At 64.0% G+C, this 22115-nt stretch carries 15 protein-coding genes; 4 read left to right on the top strand and 11 right to left on the bottom strand.

The window, feature by feature from the left end; all coding sequences use genetic code 11:
* Positions 1 to 71 precede the first annotated feature (71 nt).
* Genes TQ38_RS24770 through TQ38_RS24760 form a run of 3 tightly spaced genes read right to left on the bottom strand, consistent with a single transcriptional unit; the run spans position 72 to position 6191 of the window.
* A complete protein-coding gene (locus TQ38_RS24770) occupies positions 72 to 1670 on the bottom strand; it encodes a peptidase dimerization domain-containing protein (protein ID WP_043970369.1) in 1599 nt (532 codons plus the stop codon).
* An 8-nt stretch (positions 1671 to 1678) separates the two neighbouring features.
* Positions 1679 to 3298 carry an amidohydrolase gene (locus tag TQ38_RS24765; RefSeq protein WP_043970368.1) on the bottom strand — a complete coding sequence of 540 codons (1620 nt, stop codon included), beginning with the start codon at positions 3296 to 3298 and terminating at the stop codon, positions 1679 to 1681.
* Positions 3299 to 3314: 16 nt separating this feature from the next.
* Complete coding sequence (locus TQ38_RS24760) at positions 3315 to 6191, bottom strand: TonB-dependent siderophore receptor (RefSeq protein ID WP_205316149.1); 2877 nt, start codon at positions 6189 to 6191, stop codon at positions 3315 to 3317.
* A 625-nt stretch (positions 6192 to 6816) separates the two neighbouring features.
* Between TQ38_RS24760 and TQ38_RS24755 the strand changes: the two genes are divergently transcribed.
* Positions 6817 to 9279: a zinc-dependent metalloprotease gene (locus TQ38_RS24755; protein WP_043970366.1), complete on the top strand. Its 2463-nt coding sequence runs from the start codon at positions 6817 to 6819 to the stop codon at positions 9277 to 9279.
* A 49-nt stretch (positions 9280 to 9328) separates the two neighbouring features.
* Positions 9329 to 9913 carry an Lrp/AsnC family transcriptional regulator gene (locus TQ38_RS24750; protein ID WP_205316148.1) on the top strand — a complete coding sequence of 195 codons (585 nt, stop codon included), beginning with the start codon at positions 9329 to 9331 and terminating at the stop codon, positions 9911 to 9913.
* Between the two features lie 361 nt (positions 9914 to 10274).
* Here TQ38_RS24750 and TQ38_RS24740 read toward each other — a convergent pair whose 3' ends face one another.
* The 4 genes from TQ38_RS24740 to TQ38_RS24725 form a co-directional block, all read right to left on the bottom strand.
* Complete coding sequence (locus TQ38_RS24740; RefSeq protein ID WP_043970363.1) at positions 10275 to 11201, bottom strand: SDR family NAD(P)-dependent oxidoreductase; 927 nt, start codon at positions 11199 to 11201, stop codon at positions 10275 to 10277.
* Complete coding sequence (locus tag TQ38_RS24735; protein ID WP_043970362.1) at positions 11198 to 12079, bottom strand: SDR family NAD(P)-dependent oxidoreductase; 882 nt, start codon at positions 12077 to 12079, stop codon at positions 11198 to 11200. Before TQ38_RS24735 ends, TQ38_RS24740 begins: the two co-directional genes overlap by 4 nt.
* On the bottom strand, positions 12076 to 12600 hold the full coding sequence (locus TQ38_RS24730; protein WP_043970361.1) for a nuclear transport factor 2 family protein: 525 nt from the start codon (positions 12598 to 12600) through the stop codon (positions 12076 to 12078). Before TQ38_RS24730 ends, TQ38_RS24735 begins: the two co-directional genes overlap by 4 nt.
* A 336-nt stretch (positions 12601 to 12936) precedes the next feature.
* Entirely contained in the window at positions 12937 to 15261 is a 2325-nt protein-coding gene (locus TQ38_RS24725) for a TonB-dependent receptor (RefSeq protein ID WP_043970359.1), read from the bottom strand.
* Positions 15262 to 15487: 226 nt separating this feature from the next.
* Between TQ38_RS24725 and TQ38_RS24720 the strand changes: the two genes are divergently transcribed.
* Positions 15488 to 16555 carry an AraC family transcriptional regulator gene (locus TQ38_RS24720; protein WP_043970358.1) on the top strand — a complete coding sequence of 356 codons (1068 nt, stop codon included), beginning with the start codon at positions 15488 to 15490 and terminating at the stop codon, positions 16553 to 16555.
* A 235-nt stretch (positions 16556 to 16790) separates the two neighbouring features.
* On the opposite strand, the gene TQ38_RS24715 is transcribed toward TQ38_RS24720, so the two are convergent.
* The 3 genes from TQ38_RS24715 to TQ38_RS24705 all read right to left on the bottom strand — a co-directional run bounded on the left by TQ38_RS24715 (position 16791) and on the right by TQ38_RS24705 (position 19832).
* On the bottom strand, positions 16791 to 17582 hold the full coding sequence (locus TQ38_RS24715; protein ID WP_043970356.1) for an SDR family oxidoreductase: 792 nt from the start codon (positions 17580 to 17582) through the stop codon (positions 16791 to 16793).
* A 61-nt stretch (positions 17583 to 17643) separates the two neighbouring features.
* Positions 17644 to 18873, bottom strand: coding sequence for a CaiB/BaiF CoA-transferase family protein (locus TQ38_RS24710; protein ID WP_205316147.1), 1230 nt, complete (start codon positions 18871 to 18873; stop codon positions 17644 to 17646).
* Between the two features lie 83 nt (positions 18874 to 18956).
* Entirely contained in the window at positions 18957 to 19832 is an 876-nt protein-coding gene (locus TQ38_RS24705) for an SDR family NAD(P)-dependent oxidoreductase (RefSeq protein ID WP_043970354.1), read from the bottom strand.
* 477 nt (positions 19833 to 20309) lie between these two features.
* On the opposite strand from TQ38_RS24705, the gene TQ38_RS24700 reads away from it, so the two are divergent.
* Positions 20310 to 20990, top strand: a complete 681-nt coding sequence (locus TQ38_RS24700) for a site-2 protease family protein (protein ID WP_043970352.1) — start codon at positions 20310 to 20312, stop codon at positions 20988 to 20990.
* A gap of 51 nt (positions 20991 to 21041) precedes the next feature.
* Here the strand turns inward: TQ38_RS24700 and pyrC are convergent, their stop codons facing one another.
* Entirely contained in the window at positions 21042 to 22079 is a 1038-nt protein-coding gene (gene pyrC, locus TQ38_RS24695; RefSeq protein WP_043970350.1) for a dihydroorotase, read from the bottom strand.
* Between the last annotated feature and the right edge of the window lie 36 nt (positions 22080 to 22115).

Genomic DNA, 22115 nt, shown 5'->3' with positions numbered 1-22115 from the left:
GACCGGCCGGGGTAGTTTCGGTCTCGTCAGTGTGTTCGCACCCCGGCCGATCGGCGCCGTTGTTACGGAGGCTAGCTCCCGGCGCCTGAGGTTTCGCGACCCGAAGCCTCGTAGTCTATGCCAAGCTGTTGCAGGTACGTGTCGTACTTCTTGGCATCGTAGTATTGCGGCTGCATCGAGGGGCGCATCTGCTCCATGGTGCGGGCATTGCGGTCGATCGCTGGCATGTCGGTGGCGGCGATCAGGGGATCGTACTTCTGGTCCTTGAGCTGGACGTCGCGCATCCAGGTCTTCGCCTCGGTGACGAGCTGCGGCGTGGTCACCAAATCCAGGATGGTCATCGCCACCGCCTTGGCGCCCACTACGGTGCCCTTGTGCGCGATAGGCGTGGCCATCGCCATCGCGGCAGTAGCGTGGTGAAAGATTACGTTGGGCACGTTCGCCGGGTAACCGATGGTGACGGTGGGGACCGTCCACATCACGTCGCCGATGTCGTCCGAGCCGCCGAAGCTGGCATCTCCGCGCGTGTCGGGGGTGGACAGCGGCGTGACCTTGTCCGGCAGCGGCGCGACCTTGAGGTGGTTTTTCGTCTGCACCGCCTTGGCGAACGCCTGGTCGGCGGCGGACCACTGCGGCACGCCCACCGTCTCGATGTTGGCGTAGAGCGCCTCTGCCAGCGGCTTGTTGCCGTAGTTGGGCGCGGCAAAGCCCAGCACCTTGCGGCTGACTGTTGTGCCAGAAGCCAGCGCCGCCGCCTCCGCCACTTGATTGCCGGTATCGTAGAGGCCGCGTAGTGAGGAGAAGTCCTTCTCGCGGAAATAGTACCAGCTGCTCGCCTTGTCCGGGACGACATTGGGCTGGCCGCCGCCGTTGGTGATGACATCGTGCGAGCGCTGGGTCAGCGGCAGGTGTTCACGGCGGAAGTTCCACATCACGTCCATCAGCTCGACCCCGTCGAGGGCGCTGCGCCCTTCCCACGGCATGCCGGCGGAGTGCGCGGTCTTGCCCTTGTACTCGTACTCGACCGAGATCATGCCGGTCAGGCCAAGATCGCCCCAGCCGGTGCCGAAGCCGGTGTTGACGTGGGCGAAGATCGAGGCGTCGACGTCCTTGAACATGCCAGCGCGCACATAATACGCCTTGGTGGCGAGCAGTTCCTCAGCCACGCCGGGCCACAGCATCAGGCGGCCCGGAATGCCGTGCTTCGTAATCACCTGCTTGGCCGCCAGCGCTGCCGCGACCATCAGCGGCATGCCGGAATTATGCCCCTCGCCGTGCCCCGGTGCGCCTTCGGTAAGCGGCTTCACATCCGCCACGCCGGGCACCTGCGAAACGCCGAGCAGGCCGTCGATATCGCTGCCGAGCGCGATCTTGGGACCGCCGGTGCCCCATGTCGCGGTGAAGGCGGTCGGGACTCCGGCCACGCCCCGCACCACCTTGAAGCCGTTCTTCTCGAGTATTCCGGCAAGATATTCGCTGGTCCTGACTTCCTGAAAACCTGGTTCAGCGAACGAGTATATCTCGTCCACCATGACCTGGATCTGCTTGCGCTGCGCCTCCACGGCGGCGGCGGCTTCCTGCTTGATTGCCGGGTCCGCAGCCGCCTGAGCCATGGTCGGAACCATCGCCGTCGCCGCGAGCGCAACCGCGATCAGGGTTCGCCTGTTCATCGCCCGCTTCACTGCGCCGCCCCCGCTTCGGCCGGTTTGGTGAGCGTGGGGTACTTCACACCAAGCTGGTCGAGGTAGCTGGGGTACTTCGCCGGGTTGTAGTAATATTTTTCCATCAGCGGGCGGTAAAGCTGCATATTACGCTCGTTGAGCCAGATCGCCGGCACGTCCTTTTCGGTCAGCACCGGGGCGTATGTGTCGGTCTTCAGTTGCACATCGGTGAAGTACGCCTTGGCATCGGTGACGAGCTTGGGCGTGGTCAGGATATCGAGCACGGTCATCGCCACCGCCTTGGCCCCGGCTTCCACGCCCTTGTGCGCGATGGGCGTAGCCATCGCAAAGGCCGAGGTCGAGTTGTGGCCGATCATGTTTGGGATGTTCGAGGGGAAGCGGATGGTGATGGTCGGCACCGCCCACATGATATCGCCGATGTCATCCGAGCCGCCGCCGGTGGAGGGCTTGCGGTTTTCCGGTGTCGAGAGTTCGGTCACCTCGTCCTTGAGCGGCTCCACCTTGCGATCGTTGAAAGTCTGCGCGGCCTTGGCGAAGGCCTGGTCGTCGGCGCTCCACTTGGGCATGCCCACCGCCTTGATGTTGGCATAAGCGGCCTCGGCAAGCGGCTTGTTGCCGAAGTTGGGCGCGGCGTAGCCCAAGGTCTGCTGGCTCATCGTCGTGCCGGTAGCGAGCGCGGCAGCCTTGGCGATGTCGTTGCCGGTTTCATAGAGCTTGCGGATGTCGGTGAAGGTGCGTTCGCGGAAGAAATACCAGATGCTGGCCTTGTCAGGCACCACGTTGGGCTGCCCACCGCCGTTGGTGATGATCATGTGCGAACGCTGCGTCAGCGGCAGGTGCTCGCGCCGGAAGTTCCAGGCCACATCCATGATCTCCGCCGCGTCAAGGGCGCTGCGGCCTTCCCAAGGCGATCCGGCCGAGTGCGCGGTCTTGCCGTGGAAGGTGTATTCCACTGAAACCATGCCGTTGCCGCCCATCTCGCCATAACCGGTTGAGAAATCGGAACTGACGTGGGTGAAGATCGAGGCGTCGACATCCTTGAACATGCCTGAGCGCACGAAGTACGCCTTCGTCGCCAGAAGTTCCTCGGCGACGCCCGGCCACAGCATCAGCCGGCCTTCGAGGCCGTGCTTCGTCATCACCTTTTTCACCGCGATCGCTGCCGCGACCATCAGCGGCATGCCCGAGTTATGACCTTCGCCGTGCCCCGGCGCGCCCTCGACGATGGGCTTGAGGTAAGGCAGGCCCGGCGTTTGCGAGACACCGAGGACATCGTCGATATCGCTTCCCAGCGCAATCTTCGGGCCGCCCTTGCCCCAGGTGGCGGTAAAGGCGGTGGGAATGCCCGCTACGCCGCGCTCCACCTTGAAGCCGTTCTTTTCGAGAATGCCGGTGAGGTATTCGCTGGTCCTGATCTCTTGGAAACCGGGTTCGGCGTAGCTGAATATCTGATCGACCATGACCTGGATCTGCTTGCGCTGGGCTTCGACTTCGGCGGTGACCTCGGCCTTGAGCGCCTGCGGCGCCTCGGCATGGGCCGGAGTGGCCAGCAGGGCGCCGATCGGCGCGGCCGTGGTGAGAGCAGCGGCAAGGGCGGCGCGCTTGAAGGTTTTCATATTACGATATCCTCTCTTAGAACTCGACCTTGGCGGCGACGCGGAAGGTGCGGCCGATCACATCGTAGCGGCCACGGTTGGTCTGGGCGTAGGCGGGCACGTTGTTGCCGTCGGGACCGTTGCCGACCAGCACCGGGTCCTTATTCAGCAGGTTGTTGACGATGAAGGTCAGGTGCCCGACGCCGTCGTTCATGGCGGGGAACTTGAAGTCGATCGAGGCGTCGAAGTACGTCGCGCCCTTGATAGAATTGTTGTTGATCGTGCGGTACTGCGCGGTGCTGACCGGGCAGTTGCTGGTGCATTCGATCCAGTCATTGCCATAGACGCCGCTGGTAAAGCCACGCGCCACCAGGTTGAATGTCACCGGGTCAAGGTCGTAGAAGGCGCTCAGGCGGTACACCCAATCTGGCGAGGCATAAGTGGTGTTGGTCAGGGTGCCCGCGTAATCGATCGGGAAGCTGATGCCGTCATCGACGACGTTTTCGATGTAGTGCGTGGTCTGGGCGTGCAGGCGAAGCGTGCCGGGGCCGACCTGCCGGGTGTAGCTGGCCTCAATGTCGAACCCCTTGGTGTTCTGGCGGGCGAAGTTGATCGGGGTGAGGTCGATCGTGCTGAGCTGCCCGCCCACGAACTTGATGTTCGGGCAGTAGGAAGAGACGCCCTGTTCGTAGCAGAGGTCCACCGTCTGCTGCGCTGTGATCGATCCGATCGCGTCCTTTATCTTGATTTGGTAGTAATCGAACGAGAGCGAAAAGCCCGGCACGAACGTGGGTTCGAATACCGCACCCAAAGTCCAGCTATCGGCCACTTCGGGCTTCAGAGCGCGGTTTCCGAAAGCGTTCTGCACGAATTGCAGCGATCCTGTCTGCGGCGCATCCGAGCCTGCCGGGATGATGACCGAATTGGTGCGCGCGGTCCCGGCCGCGAACAGTTCTTCGAGGTTGGGCGCTCGGATATCGTGGCTGAGGTTACCGCGCAGGCGCAGACCGTCGATCGCCTGCCAGCTGGCGCCCACCTTCCATGTGCCCACCCAGCCCGACGTCGAATAATGCGTACCGCGCGCGGCGGCGTTGACGTTCATGCCGTCGAAAATCGGCACATCGACTTCGAGGAAGCCTTCGTAGACGTCGTACTTGCCCTGGTTGACGCGGAAGTTGCCGTAAAGCCAGCCGGTGTTATGGACCGGGTCCACCTCGCCGTTGATCTGCTCTCGCCGCCATTCCACGCCGGTGGCGAAGGCGAGGTCGCCTGCGGGAAGAGCAAAGGCCCTGCCCGAAATCGTCGCGGCGGCCACGTCCTGCTTGATGGTTTGGTGGCGCATCGGCTGGAAGCCATCGAGGTAAATGTAGTCGAGCGCCTCCTGCGAAGGCCCGTTGGTGCCGAGCCGGTCGATCGGGACGCAGCCGTTGCCCGGCGCGCTCAGCGTCGAACGACACACGATGTTGCCCGAACCGTCGAACACCGCATCTTGCGCCAGCGCCATGCGCGAATTCTGCCAGGTGTTGGTCAGTTCCTCGCGCGCCTTGGTGACGCCCTTCTGGTAGTAAACATCCCAGGCCATCGGCTTGTCGAAGAGGTTCAGGTTGCCCTTGGCCCCGATCACGCCGCGATAGACCTCGCGCTTGATGTTGCTGCCCGGGATCGGGAAGCCCGCGTTCGAGGTTCCCACCGTGATCGAAGACAGTCCTCGCGCCGCCATCGCCGCCGCCACGGCGGGGTACTGGCTGAGCAGGTAAGCGTTGTCTGCCGCGATGGAGACGCCGGTGCTGGGCGTCTGCTGGTACGAACTGGCGCTGACCGAGCGGTTGTAGGAGAATTGGCCGAATATCTCGATATCGGGCGTCAGGTCGAAGCCGATGCGCTGGAAGGCGCTGAGCCGCTCGTCTAGCGGGACCATGGTGTTGGTGCCGACGTGCCCGTCCAGTGTAGTCTGCCAGTCGCCGCCGATCATCCACGGACTGGAGACGGTGCCGTAATTGAGCTGCGCGGTCTGCCCATCTCCCAGGAAATACGTGCCCCGCAGCGGGCCGCTGGTGATCAGGCCGCCCGCCGTATAGCCCGCAGGGCCGATGCCGCTGCCGACCAGCCGCTGCGGCGCGCCGTTGGCGGAAGTGTAGGCCGGGTTGTTGATCTGGAAGTAACCGCTGTCGTTCCAGTCCCGGTCGATGCCTTCCTCGCGCTTCTGCTTGAAGTAGGAAACGTTGGTGAGCAGGTGCAGCCGGTCGTCCAGAAGCGAGAGGCCCGCCGTCCCGGTGAAGCGGTAGTTGAACGCGTCGCCATAGGTCGAGATACCGGTGTCCGCGCCCAGCTTGACGCCCTTGTAGCCAGTATCGAGGATGAAGTTGACGACGCCGCCCACCGCGTCCGAACCGTAAGCCGCCGAGGCGCCGCCGGTGATGACCTCGACGCGCTTCACCAGATCCTGCGGGATGGTATTGATGTCGACCGTGCCGCCCACGGTGGAGGCGACCGAGCGCTGGCCGTCGACCAGCACCAGCGTCCGGCCGACACCAAGCCCGCGCAGGCCGATCGAATTGATGCCCGCGCCCGCGTTCGACAGGCCTCCCGAAGCACCGCCCGAAGTGCCGCTGCCGGCGATGGCGGGAAGCTGGTTCACGAAGTCGGAGATGTTCGCCGGGGCTTGCGCAGCGATGTCCGCCTCGCCCAGAACCGCGACCGGCGTAGGCGCGCTGTAGCCGTCGCCAACGATGCGCGAGCCGGTGACGACGATGTCGTTGACCGGCTCTTCGGCAGCCGGCGCTCCCTGCGCCAAGGCCGGAGCCGCGATCATCAGCGGCGCCGCCGCGCCTGCCAGCAGCAGGGCACGGATAGAGCGCGCCGAAATCGTTTCCATTCTGCCTCGGACCGTCGAGGTCTGGACTGCATTGCGCATCGCGAAAACTCCCTGTGACTGAAACCCTTCGCCACAGGCGCCCTCATCCCTGATGAACCGGGAAAATCGCGGTTCTCCAGGCACACGAATGTGCTCACCGCCCTCGCGGTGCCGCTTGCAAAGCGCTTGTGAAGACCCGGTATTCCCCGCCCTCGCATACCTTGCGAAAGCTCATCATCCAGCAGTGTCCGCTTGGATTTCGGTTTTGCCCCCGATCCGGACTGCTGCCTGATGCCATCGATAGTATCTGGAAGGGGCCGAATGATCCCAACAAAGTTCGAGGAAATTTCACTCCTAAGCGATGGATTTCATCGCCATAACGAATATCGGCGCACGAAAAGGACACCGCGTTTGCCTGGCACGCACTTTCCCGAACCGAAGCGCGCCGTGATTCGCGAAATGCAGCGCAGCATCGCCGTCACCGTATTCGACTCGTGCAATACATCCTTTCCCTGCGCATGAATTTCTCGCCTATTTGCCCGTCTGCGCAGGAATCCATCAACGCCGTGCGTTTCTGCCCCGATAAGTTCGAGGAAGCTGCGCCGGGTTTGCGCTAGGCTTTGCTGCATCGGCGAGATGAAGGGGCCTACGTTCTCGCCCGCTGCTCCAAAGGGGAATTATCACGATGTCGATCGTCGCCCGCATAAAGCCTTTCCTTGCCATCGGCTGCGCCTTGGCCGCCTATATCGGCCCCGTGTCCGCATGGGCCGCACCGACTGCGGTCACCTCCTCGCCGGACGGAGCGCTGCTGCCGGTGCAGGTCGATGCCGCCAAGGGCAAGGTGCTCTTCACGCTGCCCGCCGCCGACGCCGACGGGGTATCCGGGCGCTACCTCTTCACGCAGTCGATCAAGACCGGCCTGGGATCTGCGGCAATCCGCATCGACCGGGGCATGCAGGGCGAGACCCGGATGCTCGCATTCCGACGTATGGGCGGCAAGGTGGCGGCCGTGTTCGAAAACCCGCGCTACCGCGCCACCGGCGATGCAGGCGTCGCCAAGGGCGCGCGCGCCAGCTTCCCGTTCAGCACCGTGGCGATGCTTGAAATTGTGGGCGCGCCCGGCGCCGGCGGCCCCCTCACCGTCGATCTGACGCCGCTGCTGATGACCGACGCGATGGACCTCGCCGGCGCTATCGGGGAAAGCGCCAAGGGCTACAAGCTATCCGACAAGCTGAGCGCACTCGATCCCGCCTCGGTGAAGGTGTTCCCCCGGAACGTCGAGTTGGAGACAGTGCAGACCTTCACCGCAGACAGCGCCGGCACCGAACTCGATATCCTCGCTCCGGACGGCCGGGCGCTCAGCGTGACCGTGCATTCATCCTTGGTCGCTCTTCCCGAACCGGGGTTCATGCCCCGCAAGTTCGACATCCGCTCGGGCAGCCACGCGACGCAGGCTTATGACTTCGGTACCCCGTTGGGCACGCCGATGCTGGTCGAATACGCCAACCGTTTCCGACTGGAAAAGACCGATCCCGCCGCCGCCCGTTCCCCGGTCAAGAAGCCGATCGTCTTCTACATCGACAGCGCCGCACCCGACCCGATCCGCACCGCGCTGGCCGATGGCGTGCGCTGGTGGGCGGACGCATTCGACGCGGCGGGCTTCATCGACGCCTTCAAGGTGGAAATCCTGCCCCCCGGCGTCGATCCGCAGGACGTGCGCTACAACGTGGTCAACTGGACAGACCGCCAGAACCGCAGTTGGTCCTACGGCGGCGGCGTGATCGACCCGCGCACCGGCGAAATCATCAAGGGCGTGGTTGTTCTGGGCGCGCTGCGCGTGCGCCAGGACATCACCGTGTTCGAGGGGCTGGTCGGCACCGCGCAGAACAACACCGGCGGGCCGAACGACCCGGTTCGCGCCGCCCTTGCCCGCATCAGCCAGTTGGGCGCGCACGAAGTGGGCCACGCCATCGGCTTCGTCCATAACTTCAAGGCCAGCCTGCAGGACCGGGCCTCGGTGATGGACTATCCGGGGCCGAAGGTCGGCATCGTCGATGGCAGGCTGGACCTTGGCGACGCCTACGCCAGCGGCATCGGCAAATGGGACAAGTTCACGGTGGACTGGCTTTACGGCCAGCCCGCCCCGGGCGTGGACGGCGACGCGGAAGCCGCAGCAAAGGCCGTTGCTATCCGCAAGGCCGGACTGATCTACGGCACCGACATCGACGGCCGCGCTGCCGATTTGGCGGTTCCCGGCGTCAACATGTGGACCGAAGGCGCGGACACCCCCGCCGACCTCGCCCATACCATGGACGTGCGCCGCATCGCCCTGGCCAACTTCGGCCCAGGCACGCTGCTGGCGGGCGAACCGCTGTCCAACCTGCGCCGCAAGTTCGTGCCGGTCTGGCTGTTCCACCGCTACTCGATCGATGCCATCGGCAAGCTGGTGGGCGGCGTGCGGTACGAATATGCGGTGGCGGGCGACGGGCGCGATACGCCCACCCCCGTTCTTGCAAGCGAACAGCTGGAAGCGATGGACGCAATGATCGGCACCCTGTCACCGCGCGAATTGACGGTTCCGTTGGCGCTATCCATGACCCTCTCGAGTGGCACCAGCGGGCGCACCGATGTTGAGGCCGCTCCCGAAGTACTTCGGGGCGCCGGCTCCGCAGTGTTCGACCCGCTCGTCGCGGCGCAAGTGGCGGCGCAGGTGACGCTCGACAGTCTGCTCGCCCCCTCGCGGCTCACGCGGCTGCAAATCCAGCACGGCTATGACGACGCCCAGCCGGGTGTGGGCACGCTGCTCGGCAAGCTGGCCCCCGTGATCGCGCTGCATGACGGCGCGGTCTCGCGCCGGATCGCACAAACGACGCTTCTCGCCATCGCCTCGGCCCACCGTGATCCGGATACCCCGGCTGACGTGGCCGCTTTGCTCGACGGCTTCCTCAAAAGCACCGCGCGCGGGTTCGGCAAGGCCAGCGGCGCCTCTGAGGACGCGCTATGGCAGGTCTCGATGGCCGGGCTGCTGGGCGTCCAGAAGCGCCTCGACGCCGAGATCAGCAAGCTGAGCCGTCCGCGCCCGCCAATCCCCGCCGGGATGCCCATTGGCGGGGATACCGGCTGGTTTGATAACATTCTGTCTGATTAGGCGACCTCTCCGAACCCTTTTGTTTGAAATCGAACGGATATCAGCCACTATGGTTTCGAAATTGAAAAAAGGGGCGCCCAACAAGATGGATATGCAGTCCAGCAAACTGCACTGGCTCGATGCGGTACGGGGACGCCCTGCGCAGCATGAGCTCGACGACACCGACCTCAGGCTGATGCGGGCTCTCGTCTCGGACGGGCGCGCCTCGGACGTCTGGCTCGGGGAAAAGGTTCATCTGTCGAGCACGGCCGTTGCCCGCCGCCGCAAGATCCTCGAGGAAGCGGGGTATATCACGCATTACTCGGCGAACCTCAATGTTCGCTCACTGGGCTACGGGACGCTGGTCATGGTATCGATCGAGCTGGTTTCGCAGACGGAAGCGGTGTTGCAGGACTTCGAGACGGCAGTGCTGGAAAGCCCGTCGATGCAATTCTGCGCCTTCGTCACCGGTGACACCGACTTCCTGATGATCCTCAACGTCCAGTCGCTGGAGGACTACGACATGATCTATCGCAAGGAGCTTTCAGTACTGCCACACGTCCGGCGCATCCGAAGCAGCTTTGTACTTCGTGAAGTCGCAAGCCGCCAGATCGCGCCGGTTATTTTGGAGAAATCGGTGCTGGGTGCCAAGTAATTTGGCACGCAGTACAGCGCCCGGATTTCAGTCACTGCCGCACCTCAAATGGCAGCCCGCGCACCGACTGGCGATCTACCAGAGGTGGGTCGAACTGTTCCAGTTCTGGCTGATGCACACGATGAACTGCCATCCCACGAAGGCCTCCCAATACGCCCGCTGGAAGGCCATGCGAGGGGCGTTGACCTCGCGAAATCTGATTTGTGGGATGTAGGGCCAAGTTCGATCATGATTGCCTCGCCCCATTCAGACGGCCGTCATGCCTTTGTAGGAAGCATCGGCCAGGCGTCCGCAGCGACGAAACGTTGTCGAGCTTAGCGGCCTGCCTTGCGATACTCAGCTAGGAGGGGCTGAAGCCACCTCATGTCTCGCCGCGGGTCATGGCGAAGCTTTTGGCCATGTGCTCGCCAAAGCCGTGTTCGACCGGGTGGAAAGTCCAGAGCGTGCTGTCGTCGCGGATCGCGTCAAGGTCAGCTGCGACCTGGTCAATGGTCCATTCGGGCCGGTATACACCGCGCGTCTCGGTAATGAAGGCGCGGGCGATGCGGCCGCCCATCGAGACGTAGAGTTCGCCCGAGACCGGGCAGCTCTCGTGCACCAACAGACCGACCACCGGGGCGACCAGTTCGGGTCCCATCGGCGGATATTGCGTCATGTCGAGCCCGTCGGCCATGCGCGTGACGGCGCCCGGCAGGATCACGTTCGACTTCACGTCGCGGTCCGCACCCTCGATCGCGATCATGTTGTTGAGGCCAATCATCGCCGACTTCGACATCGCGTAGTTCACGCCATGCGCGATCGAATAGAGCCCGCCGATCGACCCACTGAGCACCACCCGGCCATACCCCGCCGCCGCCATCCGCTCGAAGGCGGGGCGTACGACGTTGAAAGCGCCGAGCAGGTGGACGTCGATCACCGCGCGGAAATCCTCGTGGCTGATCGCGTCGAGCGCGCCGTAGCGCACGTTGCCGGCGCTGTGGATCAGCACGTCGATCCGCCCGAAGGTGTCAAGCGCGGCCTCGACGATCGCCTTGCCGCCATCCGGCGTGGCGACGCTCTGGGTGCAGGCCACTGCATCGCAGCCGGCCGCGCGCAGGGCCTGCGCGGCGTCCTCGGCTGGGCCGACGTCACTGCCCGAACCCGACATCGCGCTGCCGTTATCGTTGACGACGATCTTTGCGCCGAGCGATCCCAGCAGTTGCGCATAAGCGAAGCCGAGGCCCCGCGCGCCGCCGGTGATGACGGCGACCCGACCGTCGAAGCGGCGTCCGGCTACATTGGCACTCATTCCGCTCTCCATGTCGTGTCACCCGGTTCCCACAGCGGGGCCCCGCGGCTTTCGCGCAGCGACGGGATCGTGCGCCCGTCCTTGTCGGTCACGCCGTATTCTGCTGCCAGTTCGGCATTGATGAATGTGCCGCCAGACTTCGCGCCGACTTCGGGATCCATCGCCAGCGCCGCGATGACGCGCCCGGGAAACTCGGGAGAGGAGCCGACCGCGCTGTTGAGCTGGCTGGCCATGCCGGGAACCGCCTTGAGGTTCTCGGTCGCGCGCTCGGTATAAGTGAAGCCCTGCCAGAGCGAGACGGCGCTGACGCCGGTGCCCTGCAGTTCGTGGGCCATGTCGCGCATCATCCGGTCGGTCGCGGTTTTGGTGGTGCCGAACACGACGTCGTACGTGTAAGTCACGCCGACATAGCCTGACAGCGCGGCGATCAGCCCCGAGCCCTGCGGCACCATGATCCGTGCGGCATGCCAGGCGGCGACAAACGCCGCGCGCACGCCGGTATCCCATATCTGCCACTCGTCGGCGAGCGGCTTGGCCCAGAAGCCGGCGCGCTGCGTCATCGAATCGGGAATGGCCATGGCGCTGTTGACGAGCAGGTCGAGCCGGCCCTCGTCGCGGTGGACCCGATCGAACACCGCGGCGATCTGCGCGTCGTCGAACAGGTCCATGGCTACCGCCACGCCCCTGCCGCCCCGCGCGGCGACTTCGGCCACGGTTTCCTCCAGCGAGCCGGGCAGCGCATGGCCGCCCATGCTCACCGTGCGCCCGGTGACGTAGACCGTTGCCCCCTGCTCGGCGAGCGCCAGCGCAGTGCCCTTGCCGATGCCGCGGCTGGCGCCGGTGACGAGCGCGATCTTGCCGGCGAGAGGGGCGGTCACTTGACGTCTCCGGCGAACCAGCGCTCGGAAAAATCGTCCCTGGCGCGGCCGGGGAAATGTTCGGCGGTGAACGGATAGCCCATTACACCCTTGGACCAGTCAGCCGCCGCGCCCCAGTCCTGCTCCCAGTCGTAAAGCATGACGCGGTCGGCGATGCGCCACTCGCCGTCGCGCTTTTCCAAGCTGTCGAGGTAACGGCCGCCGATGCAGGTGTCGCGGTCGCCCATGTCGACGCGGTGGTAGGAGAACACATGGGTCTCGGCCTTCGCGGTGTCGCCGGCGAATTCGATGTGCGTCTGGCCCAGCAGGTGCTGCGTGTCCTTGATCGCATCGGCGCCGGGCACAACCCAGGCAAGGTAGGTTTCGAAGTCGCCGCTGTGGACGCCGTAGTCGAAGCGGGCCTCGGGCCACCAGCACGCGCGGATGAGATCGGCGCTGCGCCGGTCCTCACCGCGTGCCAGCCGCGCCACGCAAGTGCGGATTGATTCGCGGTCCAGCATCTCGCTCAAATTCTCATCCATCCTGCCTCTCCTTGGCCCCCCTCATCCGACGTGATTTACCTCGATTTAGCCGAGCCAATCGTTTCCGATTTGACGGATGCGGACAAAACCACCGCCGCCGGGATCATCGCCGACGCGGCTCCCGGTTTCAATCTGGGGCCTGATCCATGCTCTGGGATATCCATGCGGGGGCGCGCTTTTGCATGACAGCTCGCATACCTTCGTACGGTTCTTCGAAGTGCTGCAGCGACCAGAACATGGGCAGGGCGCGCGGTTTCAGCATGGCCCAGCGCCAGGCTTTCACGGGAGGCCGGATGGCAAAGGCGCATGGCTCTCATCAGTGCCTGACCGACGTCGTCAGCGGAACTTCACGCCCAGTTCGATGCCGTAGGTCGTCGGCGAGTTCCACACCGCGCCGGTGCCCAGCGTGTTGAACAGAACCTGCGTCTGGTAGCGGCTGTTGGTGACGTTGTCGCCGTAGGCCGCCACCGTGAACATCTCGCTGGGATCGGTCCACTGCGCGCGCAGCGAGACGATCTCGTAGCCCTTCTGCTTGAACTGCTGTTCCGGGTCGAAATAGAAGCTGGAGGTGTAGTAGACGTTGCCCGACAGCATCAGCCTGCCGCCGCCAAGGTCCAGCCCGTAACTGACGCCGATATTGCCCGAAAACTCGGGCGCGCGCTGCATCTTGTAGCCGGACGCGTCGGTGGATGTCTGGACGAGGCCGCCCGCGCTTTGCGTGCCGCTGTAAGCGCAGTTCATGGAGCTCGACGGATCGACGACGGCGGGATCGCAGTAGCTGTAGTACGGCGCGTTCGGGAACGACTTGTAGCGCGCATGGGTCCAGGCGACGCCGCCGTTGATATTGAAGGCCTCGCTGACCGCATAGCGCAGCTGCGCCTCGAGACCGTAGATTTCGGAACTTGCAGCATTGCGGATCTGCGCCGCCCCGTCCTGGTAGCTGGAGACCTGCAGATTCTTGTAGTCGTAGTAGAAGCCCGCAAGATCGGCCTGGAACACGCGGTTGTCGAACTTGTAGCCGACCTCGAAGGCGTTGATCTTCTCCGGCTTTACCGGCTGCGCGGAATAGCCGCCGACGTTGAGGATGCCCGCCTTATAGCCGCGCGTGAACGAGGCATAGACACTGGAATCGTCACTGGGCTTGTAGCGCAGCACGACGCGCGGGGTGAAGCTGTCGTTCTTGAGCGTATCGACCGCGATGCGGTCGCCGGGGTTGCCGGTGAACGGCACGTTCTCGCCGTTCGGGCCGGTGTAGCCGGTCAGCGGCGTAGTGAAATTGGCGACGAAGTACCCGTCAGACACCACGTCATGGCTGTAGCGGCCGCCCAGGGTGACGAAGAACTTGTCGTTCACCTCGTAGGTCGCGTCGAGGAACGCGGCGTAGGAGGTCGTCTTGGTGTTCGAGCCGCCGAAGGGGCCGAACGGCGCACCGCCGAACGAGGCGCCGATGTCCCACGTGTCTCGGATCTGGAAGTAGTTGAGCCCCGCCGTCCACTGCAGCGGCCCGCCCGGCTTGGAGTTGAGCAGGAATTCCTGGCTCCACGTCTCGTCGTTGACGCCGACGTAGATGTTGAAAATCGGGATCGCAGTCGCGTCGAGGTCGCCGTAATAGGGCGACAGGTCCTTGCGGTACTGGGTATACGACGTCAGCTCCGCGAAGCCGAGGTCAGCCTTGATCGTGCCCTGCAGCGCGTCGGAATTGGTGCGGAAACTCTGCGGCTTGTTGAGTAGCACCTGCCGGGGATTGCTCGTATAGGTGCCGTCGGGCGCGTAAAAGAAGACCAGTGGCAGCCCCTTGGAGCTTGAGGTCCCGTAGATCGCGCGGCCGGCGGGCGACACCTTGTCGAAAAAGCCAGCCCCGCCAGACTTGTCGACGTAGGCGTTGACGAGTTGCGAGGTCGGATCGTCGGTTTCGGAATGGCTCCAGCGCAGCAGCACGGAAACATCGTCGGTCAGGTCGGCCTTGAGGCCGAGGCGGATCGACCAGTTCTCGTACTGGCCGACCTTGTCGTCGTCATTGCTGATGTCGGTGAGGTAGCCGTCGCCGCGGCGGTAGAGCCCCTCGATGTCGAGCGCCACGCGGTCGCTGATGCCGTAGGTAGCATAGGCCTGCGCCTTGACGCTGTTGAAGCGGCCATAGCTGACCTTGGCCTGCGCGCTGGTTTCGGTGCTGGGCTCGGCCGTGGTGACGATGATCGCGCCGCCGGTCGTGTTACGGCCGAACAGGGTGCCCTGCGGACCCTTGAGGACCTGAATGCTGCCGACGTTGAGCAGATCGAAGTCGGACAGATAGGTGTTCGCCTGGAAGAACCCGTCGACGTAAATGCCGACGTTGGGGCCGCCGCCCGAGGTCGTGATCGCGGTGCCGACGCCCCGAATGGTTGGCTGCACGGCGGGCCCCTGGCTGTCGAAGCGCAGGCCCGGCGTCAGCTTGGCCGTATCCGACAGCTGCCTGACATTCGCCGTCGAGAGCTGATCGCTGCCGAGCGTGGTGACGCTGATGGGAACGTCGCGTGAGGCTTCGGCGCGGCGCTGGGCGGTGACGATGATTTCGCTGCCAACATCCCGCCCACCGCTATCTTGCGCAATTGCCGGCACCGACGAGATTGTGGCAACTACGGCCAACAGCGAGACTGTTGCCTTGGTTACAGATTCAGTCATCGTTCCCCCCATCGTGAGCCATTCGGCCTCTGAACATCGTAGCGCCGGAAGGTGCACAGTTTGTCTGACCTCGCCCTTCCCGCTTCGGTTTGCATGGTGCCGCATTTATACGCGTGCGACTTGACCGATGTGGCCAAACGAGGCAGCACACAAGTCCACACAGCGCCTAGAAGTATTAGAAACTAGCGATTTCCGTGCATTGGCTGAAGCGCCAGGGGAAGCAAATATGCCATCGATCGCCGATGCGGAGTTTGCGAAACTCAACATACCGCTGCTGCGTCATTTTCCGGAACTGGCGCGGGCTTTCGGCCGCGATCCTGGCGAACTACTGGACTTGGCCGGGATCAAGTCCGCGACATTTCGCGATGATGCCGTCGATCTCACCTACCCCCAGGCGATCCGACTTCTCGATGTGGCAGCGCGTGAGCTCAAATGCCATGACTTCGGGATGCGGCTGGCGCAGCGGCAGCGCGGCGGAGCGATCTTCGGCCCCCTTGGCCGCACGATGCGCAATTCGAGAACGTTCGGAGATGCGCTGCGCTTCGCCAGCGAGCACATGAGCGCTCACAGTCGTGCCGCACGTGTCTGGTTGCGAGCCGGGCCTGAAGGCTCGGTGTTCGCAGGGCATGAACTGTTCCTCGAAAGCAGCGGTGAACGAATCCAGGCCATTGAACAAATCCTGCTGATCGGGCACCTCGAGGCTATGGAGATGACGGGCGGCTACGCGCGTGCACGCTGCGTCCATTTCCGGCACGAGGCGAATTCGTCCCCTGCGGAATACCGCCGCTATTTCGGCTGCGACGTTCGCTTCGGAGAGCCCGCTAACGGCGTGACGTTCTCCGCGCATGATCTGGCGAGTCCGATCCTGAGCCAGAACGAGGACGTTCATCGTGAACTGACCACCTATATCGAGACGCATTTCCCGAAAAAGCGGCTTCCCTTCAATGCCGAAGTTAGCGGCCTGATCATGCGCCGGCTCACCCAAGGCAACTGCGCGAGCGGCGACGTCGCCCAGGCTCTTAATATTCATCATCGCACACTCCGCCGCCGTTTGAAGCACGAGGGAACCACGTTTCAGGACGTAAAGGACGGCGTGCGCCGTGATCTGACAATATATTACCTGCGGCAGACCCAGCTTGATTTCAGGGGCATCTCCGAAAAGTTGGGCTTTGCCGAGCAGGCCGTTTTTTCGCGCAGCTGCCGCCGCTGGTTCGGGCAGTCACCGTCGCAGCTGCGCGTGGGGGGCACGGCAACAATCAAGCATGCGTTGGCCAGATCGATGGTCAGCACATGATCTTCGGCGAGGAATGATGGTGGTACGGCGCAAACGTTCGGCAGGGCGGCCAGATCAGCCATGAGCGCATCTTTACCGGCTACAAGCTGACCGACACCATGTTCGCTGGTCCGACCCTCTTCCAGCGCGGCTATACCATTCACGGCAACCAGCGCGGCCCCTTGCACCCTGCACGATTTTTCAGTTTTGGGCCGGCCGTCCGTCGCCATGCGTGCCGGACTTCAGACGCTTGGGCTCAGGGCTGTCTGCGCATGTTGCGCTCGATTGCCAGTATCCGCTCACGGCGAGTATCGGGCGAACTGGGAGCATAGCCTGCTTCCTCGTTGTTTTGCCCCCAGTTGTAGACCGGCCCGTGCGGTAGCTGTTCAAGGCCAACGCGAGCGACGTCATCGGCAGACGCCAAGCCTGCGGGCATCGCCTGTCCGTTGCGCTCGAGGTTGCGCCGGTGCGCTGGTGTGTCGGTACGCACCAAAATCAGGTTGAGTACGTGAATGCCGTATTCACGCAGTTCCGCCCACAAACCTTCACCGAAACATAGAACGAATGCCTTCGCGCCTGAATAGACCGAAATTCCCCCGATCCCGCCATAACAGGCTCCCGACCCGACCAGCAGAATACCGCCGCGTCGCCGGGCGCGCATTCCCTGCCCGAAATGATGGGCAAGACGCATGGTCGTCCTGATGTTGACACCGACCAAGCTATCCCAGTTTTCCATCGTACCGTCGAGGAATGGCGACCCGTTGCTTTCCGCGCCCGCATTCGTAATCAACAGCCCGACTTCGCGCTCGCCAGCTGCGGCGATAACCTGATCGGCTGCATCGGAAGCCGACAGATCGATGCACGCTGTAACCACTTCCACGCCGCGAGACCGGATTCTTTCAGCAAGCCCAGCGAGAGGAGCTTCGCGCCGAGCCACGATGATGCAATTCATTCCGGCGTCCGCCAGGCGCTCCACGAATGCACTTCCGGTTCCTTCGGAACCGCCGGTCACCAGCGCCCAAGGGCCGTACCTGTCGACCAAATCCATTCATAACACTCCCTGATGCCCAACCAATAAGCGCACTCACCGCCGCCTCGCAGCCCGCCGATCAGGCGATCACGTTTGCGGCCTTCAAGGCTTCGATGCGATCCCACTCGATTCCCATCTCCATCAGGAACAGTTCGGTATGCTCCGATGCCTGCGGAGCGCGCGTCGTCTCGACCGGAGCATGATTGAACTGGACGGGCCCGCGAACCAGTCGCAAGGGTTCGCCGTCCGACGCTTCGACCTCGATCACCATGTCATTGGCCAATGCTTGCTCGTCATTGCTAAGGTCGAGGAGGCTCTGGAAGGGCGCCCATTGCCCGGTCATCGTCTTGAGGTGCTCGCGCCAGTACGCAAATGGCTTTTCCGCGAATTGCCGCACGATGATCTCGCTGGCGGCCTCCCAGTTTTCCATCAGAGTCTGCACGGTGGAAAATCGGCTGTCGTCTGCCGCTGCCGCTGCCGGGACGCCAAGGTGCCGGAACGTGTCGCGGATATGTGGCCCCGGTATCAACACGCACAGATTGATCGTGCCGCCGTCAGAGGTCCTGAAATTGCCCATGAAGGGGTTGCCAGGATTGGAACCGGATCGGGGCATGCTGACGCGGGTAACCTGACCCGTTTCCATGAACTGATCGACAGCGGTGCCTGCAGACCACCATGCCGTGCTCAGCAGCGAGACATCCACTTCGATCGCCTCCCCGGTGCGAGAGCGGTGAAACAGTGCGGCGGCGATTCCGCCGGCGATGTTCATTCCTCCGGTGGAGTCTCCGAACGCGGGAATACCCTGGGAAAGAGGGCCATCCAAGGCCGCCGGGCTCATCGAATAGCCGACCCCGCTCCGCGTCCAGAAGGCTGTCCCGTCAAACCCGCCGGTTTCCCGCTCAGGGCCCTTGTCGCCGTAGGCGCTGCCGCGTGCATAGATGATGTCGGGGTTGGCCGCTCGCAGATGTTCGACATCGATCTTCAGCTTGCTTCGTAGCTGGGGCAGGTAATTGGTGAGGAAAACATCAGCCGTTTTTGCAAACTCGTAGATGAGTTGCTGTCCTTCAGGCGTCGAGATGTCGACGCCCACGCTGCGCTTCCCACGGTTCGGATGCTCCATCAGGGTATTGCGCTGCGGATTGACCCTTTGCCCGCCGAGCGTGACAAGGCCGCGCATCGCGTCTCCACGGATGGGGTGCTCGATCTTGACGACATCCGCTCCCCAGTCCGCGAGAATGGCGCCCGCGGATGGCACGAAGGTATGCTGGGCCACCTCCAGCACACGAATACCCTGCATCACCTTCGCCATGTCCATCTCCCTGACAATCGTGCCGTCCGGCGCCTATTTTATACTGCTTGCCCGCAATCCGGGAATTAGGCTGCCGCGAGGCATCAGGCCCCCGGTGAGCGCTCGCCCGCGAGGCGTTCACTCTCTTCCCAGAACCGGTCGATCACGGCCTGGTCCTGTGCGACCGGGTTAGGGGTACGCGGGGCGCGCCTGAACCAGTATCCCCCGCTTGTGGCCGCGGCTTCGTCGGCCGTGGCGAGCCAGACGAGCGTATCGGCGCCCTCCTCCTCGCTCGCCTTTGCCAGATCGCGCGAACGCATCTGTGTGTCCTTGGGCGCATAGGAAAAGAAGTTGGAATCCACCGCTCCGGGATGGACCGCATGGGCGACGATCCCGTCCTCGGCGAGCCGCTGGGCGAGAGCCTTGGCGAACAGCACGTTGGCGAGCTTGCCGGTGCAATATGCAAGACCGGGACTGAACGCCGCGAGGCTCTGCAGGTCGTCGAGATTGATGAACGGGATCATTTCGCTGGCATCGGAGGCCGTGTTGAGAATCCGTACGGCCCCCGGCTCGCTCGATTGCGCGGCGGTGCGCAGGAGCGGAAGCAGGGCGTTGGTGAGTACGAACGGGCCCAGGTGGTTGCCTGCGAAATTCGCTTCCAGCCCCTCGCTGGTCATCACCATCTCGCTCACCATGCCGCCCGCATTGTTGACAAGCAAGTCAACGCGATCGGTAAGCGCCGCGATCTGGCGCGCCGTATCGCGGGCCGAGGCCAGCAGCGACAGGTCGGCACGGATCATATCGACCTGTCCCGTGCGCGAACGAGCGGCAATCTCGTCCTTCGCCGCCGCGATGCGAGCCGGGTCGCGCCCGGTGCCGATGACGTGCCACCCTAGCGCGGCAAGTGCCTTGGCCACTTCCCTTCCGATTCCGGAACTGGCGCCTGTCACTACCGCGACGCGGGTACTATCGGTGGCCAAGGCTTTCTCCCGAGACTGTGAACTATTGATTCTTTTTGCGGACGACCGCCGGCCCATCAGGCAAGCCGAACTCTGCATTCAGATGCATTGCCGCGTCCAGACAATGCCAAGCGATCGAGCGGGCGGGGGAGAGTAAATCGCCCAGGCGGTACACCGCACTGGCCGATAGCATCCCGGTTCCGGGACATTCACTCCTTGTGTCATCGTTCGCATTGCCCGGCCGGGCGACAGAAGCGTTCTGGCGGCGAAGCCGGTGGCGAGATAGAGCGCGGCCGCGCGCAAGCGCGGTGCAGACCGCCGAGGTGATCCCCATCCACCACGACGTTGCCGCCATCGCTACGGGCTTGGTAAGGGCAGTGATCGAAAGCCTGGAGAGCCAGGAGCGACCGCTTCACTGAGGGAACTGAGCGGCGGGTACGCGGTCAAAAACCGCGATGACCGATTGCGGAGGAACCGCGCTACCCCCAGATAGGGGCCATGCAACAGACCATCATCCAGGCCGCGGCGCTGATCGTGCCGCTCGTGATCGCGATCGTGTTTCACGAGGTGGCGCACGGGATGGTGGCGCGGCTGCTGGGCGACCCGACTGCCTACGAACAGCGGCGCCTGAGCCTGAACCCGCTGCGTCACGTCGACCCCGTCGGCACCGTGGTGCTGCCGGGCATGCTCGCGCTCGCCGGAGCGCCGGTCTTCGGCTGGGCAAAGCCGGTGCCGGTGAACCAGCGACGGTTGAACAATCCCCGCCTCGGCATGATGGCAGTCGCATTAGCCGGTCCGCTCAGCAATCTGATTTTGGCGGGCATCGGCGCGGTTATGCTGGGACTGATGGCGAGGAGCGGCGCCGCCGGCGACATCCTTGGCTTCATCGCCCTCAATCTGCGCAATTTTGTCCTGATCAACATCTTCCTGGCGCTGTTCAACCTGCTGCCGATCCCCCCGTTTGATGGCTCGCACATCGTCGAAGGCCTGCTGCCGCGAGGCGCTGCCCGGGCCTACGCCAGGCTGCGCCCCTACGGCTTTCCGCTATTCTTCCTGTTGCTGCTGGTCGTGCCGTACATCTGGCCCGACCTCCATCTGGTCGAGCGAATCCTCCTGCCGCCGGTCGATTGGGCGACGGACCGTTACGACGCGCTGGCTCGCCTGATCGCCGGTCTCTGACACCATTCGCGCCATCGACGCCCGTATCCGGCGCGGGTCGTAGACGAGGGCTCAGTCGACCAGGCGCCAGCGCATCGTCTCGCCGGCGTGGAACGGAACCACGTTCATGCCGCCTGCGGCGATGACCTCCGGCACAGCTATATCCTCCCGCTTCAATGTCACTGTGCCCTCGTTCAGGGGCAGGCCGTAGAAATTGGGACCGTGTTCGGAGGCGAATCCTTCCAGCAGGTCGAGAACGCCGTCTTCTTCGAACACCTGAGCGTAGCTTTCCAGCGCGAAGGGCGCGTTGAAGATGCCCGCGCATCCACAGGCCGATTCCTTGCGGCCGATCTCGTGCGGCGCACTGTCGGTGCCGAGGAAGAACTTAGGCGATCCGGACACGGCCGCCGCGCGCACGGCGACGCGGTGGCGTTCGCGCTTGGCGATGGGCAGACAATAGGCGTGGGGACGAATGCCGCCGGCGAAGATCGCGTTGCGGTTGATGATCAGGTGCTGCGGGGTGATCGTCGCACCGACCTGGGGGCCGCTCTCGGCGACGAATGCGGCCGCTTCGGCCGTCGTGATGTGTTCGAGCACGATCTTGAGCGCTGGATAATCGCGCACCAGAGGCGCCAGGATTCGCTCGACGAACACCGCCTCACGATCGAAGATATCGACATCGGCATCGGTCACTTCGCCGTGGATCAGCAGCGGCATGCCGATGCGCTGCATGGCCTCCAGCACCGGAGTGAGTTTGCGGATGTCGGTGACGCCGTGCGCAGAGTTGGTGGTGGCGTGGGCGGGGTAGATCTTGCAGGCGGCGAACACGCCCTGCTCGTAGCCTCGCACGATTTCCGCCGGGTCCGAGCCGTCGGTCAGGTAGCAGACCATCAGAGGCGTGAAGTCCACGCCGGCCGGCACCGCGTCCAGGATACGTTCGCGATAGGCCTGCGCCGCCGCCACAGTCACGACCGGAGGGGTCAGGTTAGGCATGACGATGGCGCGCGCGAACTGGCGCGCGGTGTAGCCGACCACGGCTTTGAGCATCTCGCCATCGCGAAGGTGCACATGCCAGTCGTCGGGGCGGCGGATCGTTATCTGCGAAGTCATGCTGGCTGCTCTAACCGTCCGCAGGCGAGTCGTCGA

The sequence above is a fragment of the Novosphingobium sp. P6W genome, from assembly GCF_000876675.2.
Classification (GTDB): domain Bacteria; phylum Pseudomonadota; class Alphaproteobacteria; order Sphingomonadales; family Sphingomonadaceae; genus Novosphingobium.
The sequence above is the reverse complement of the archived record's forward strand: the minus strand, read 5'-3'. Positions and strand labels throughout refer to the sequence as shown.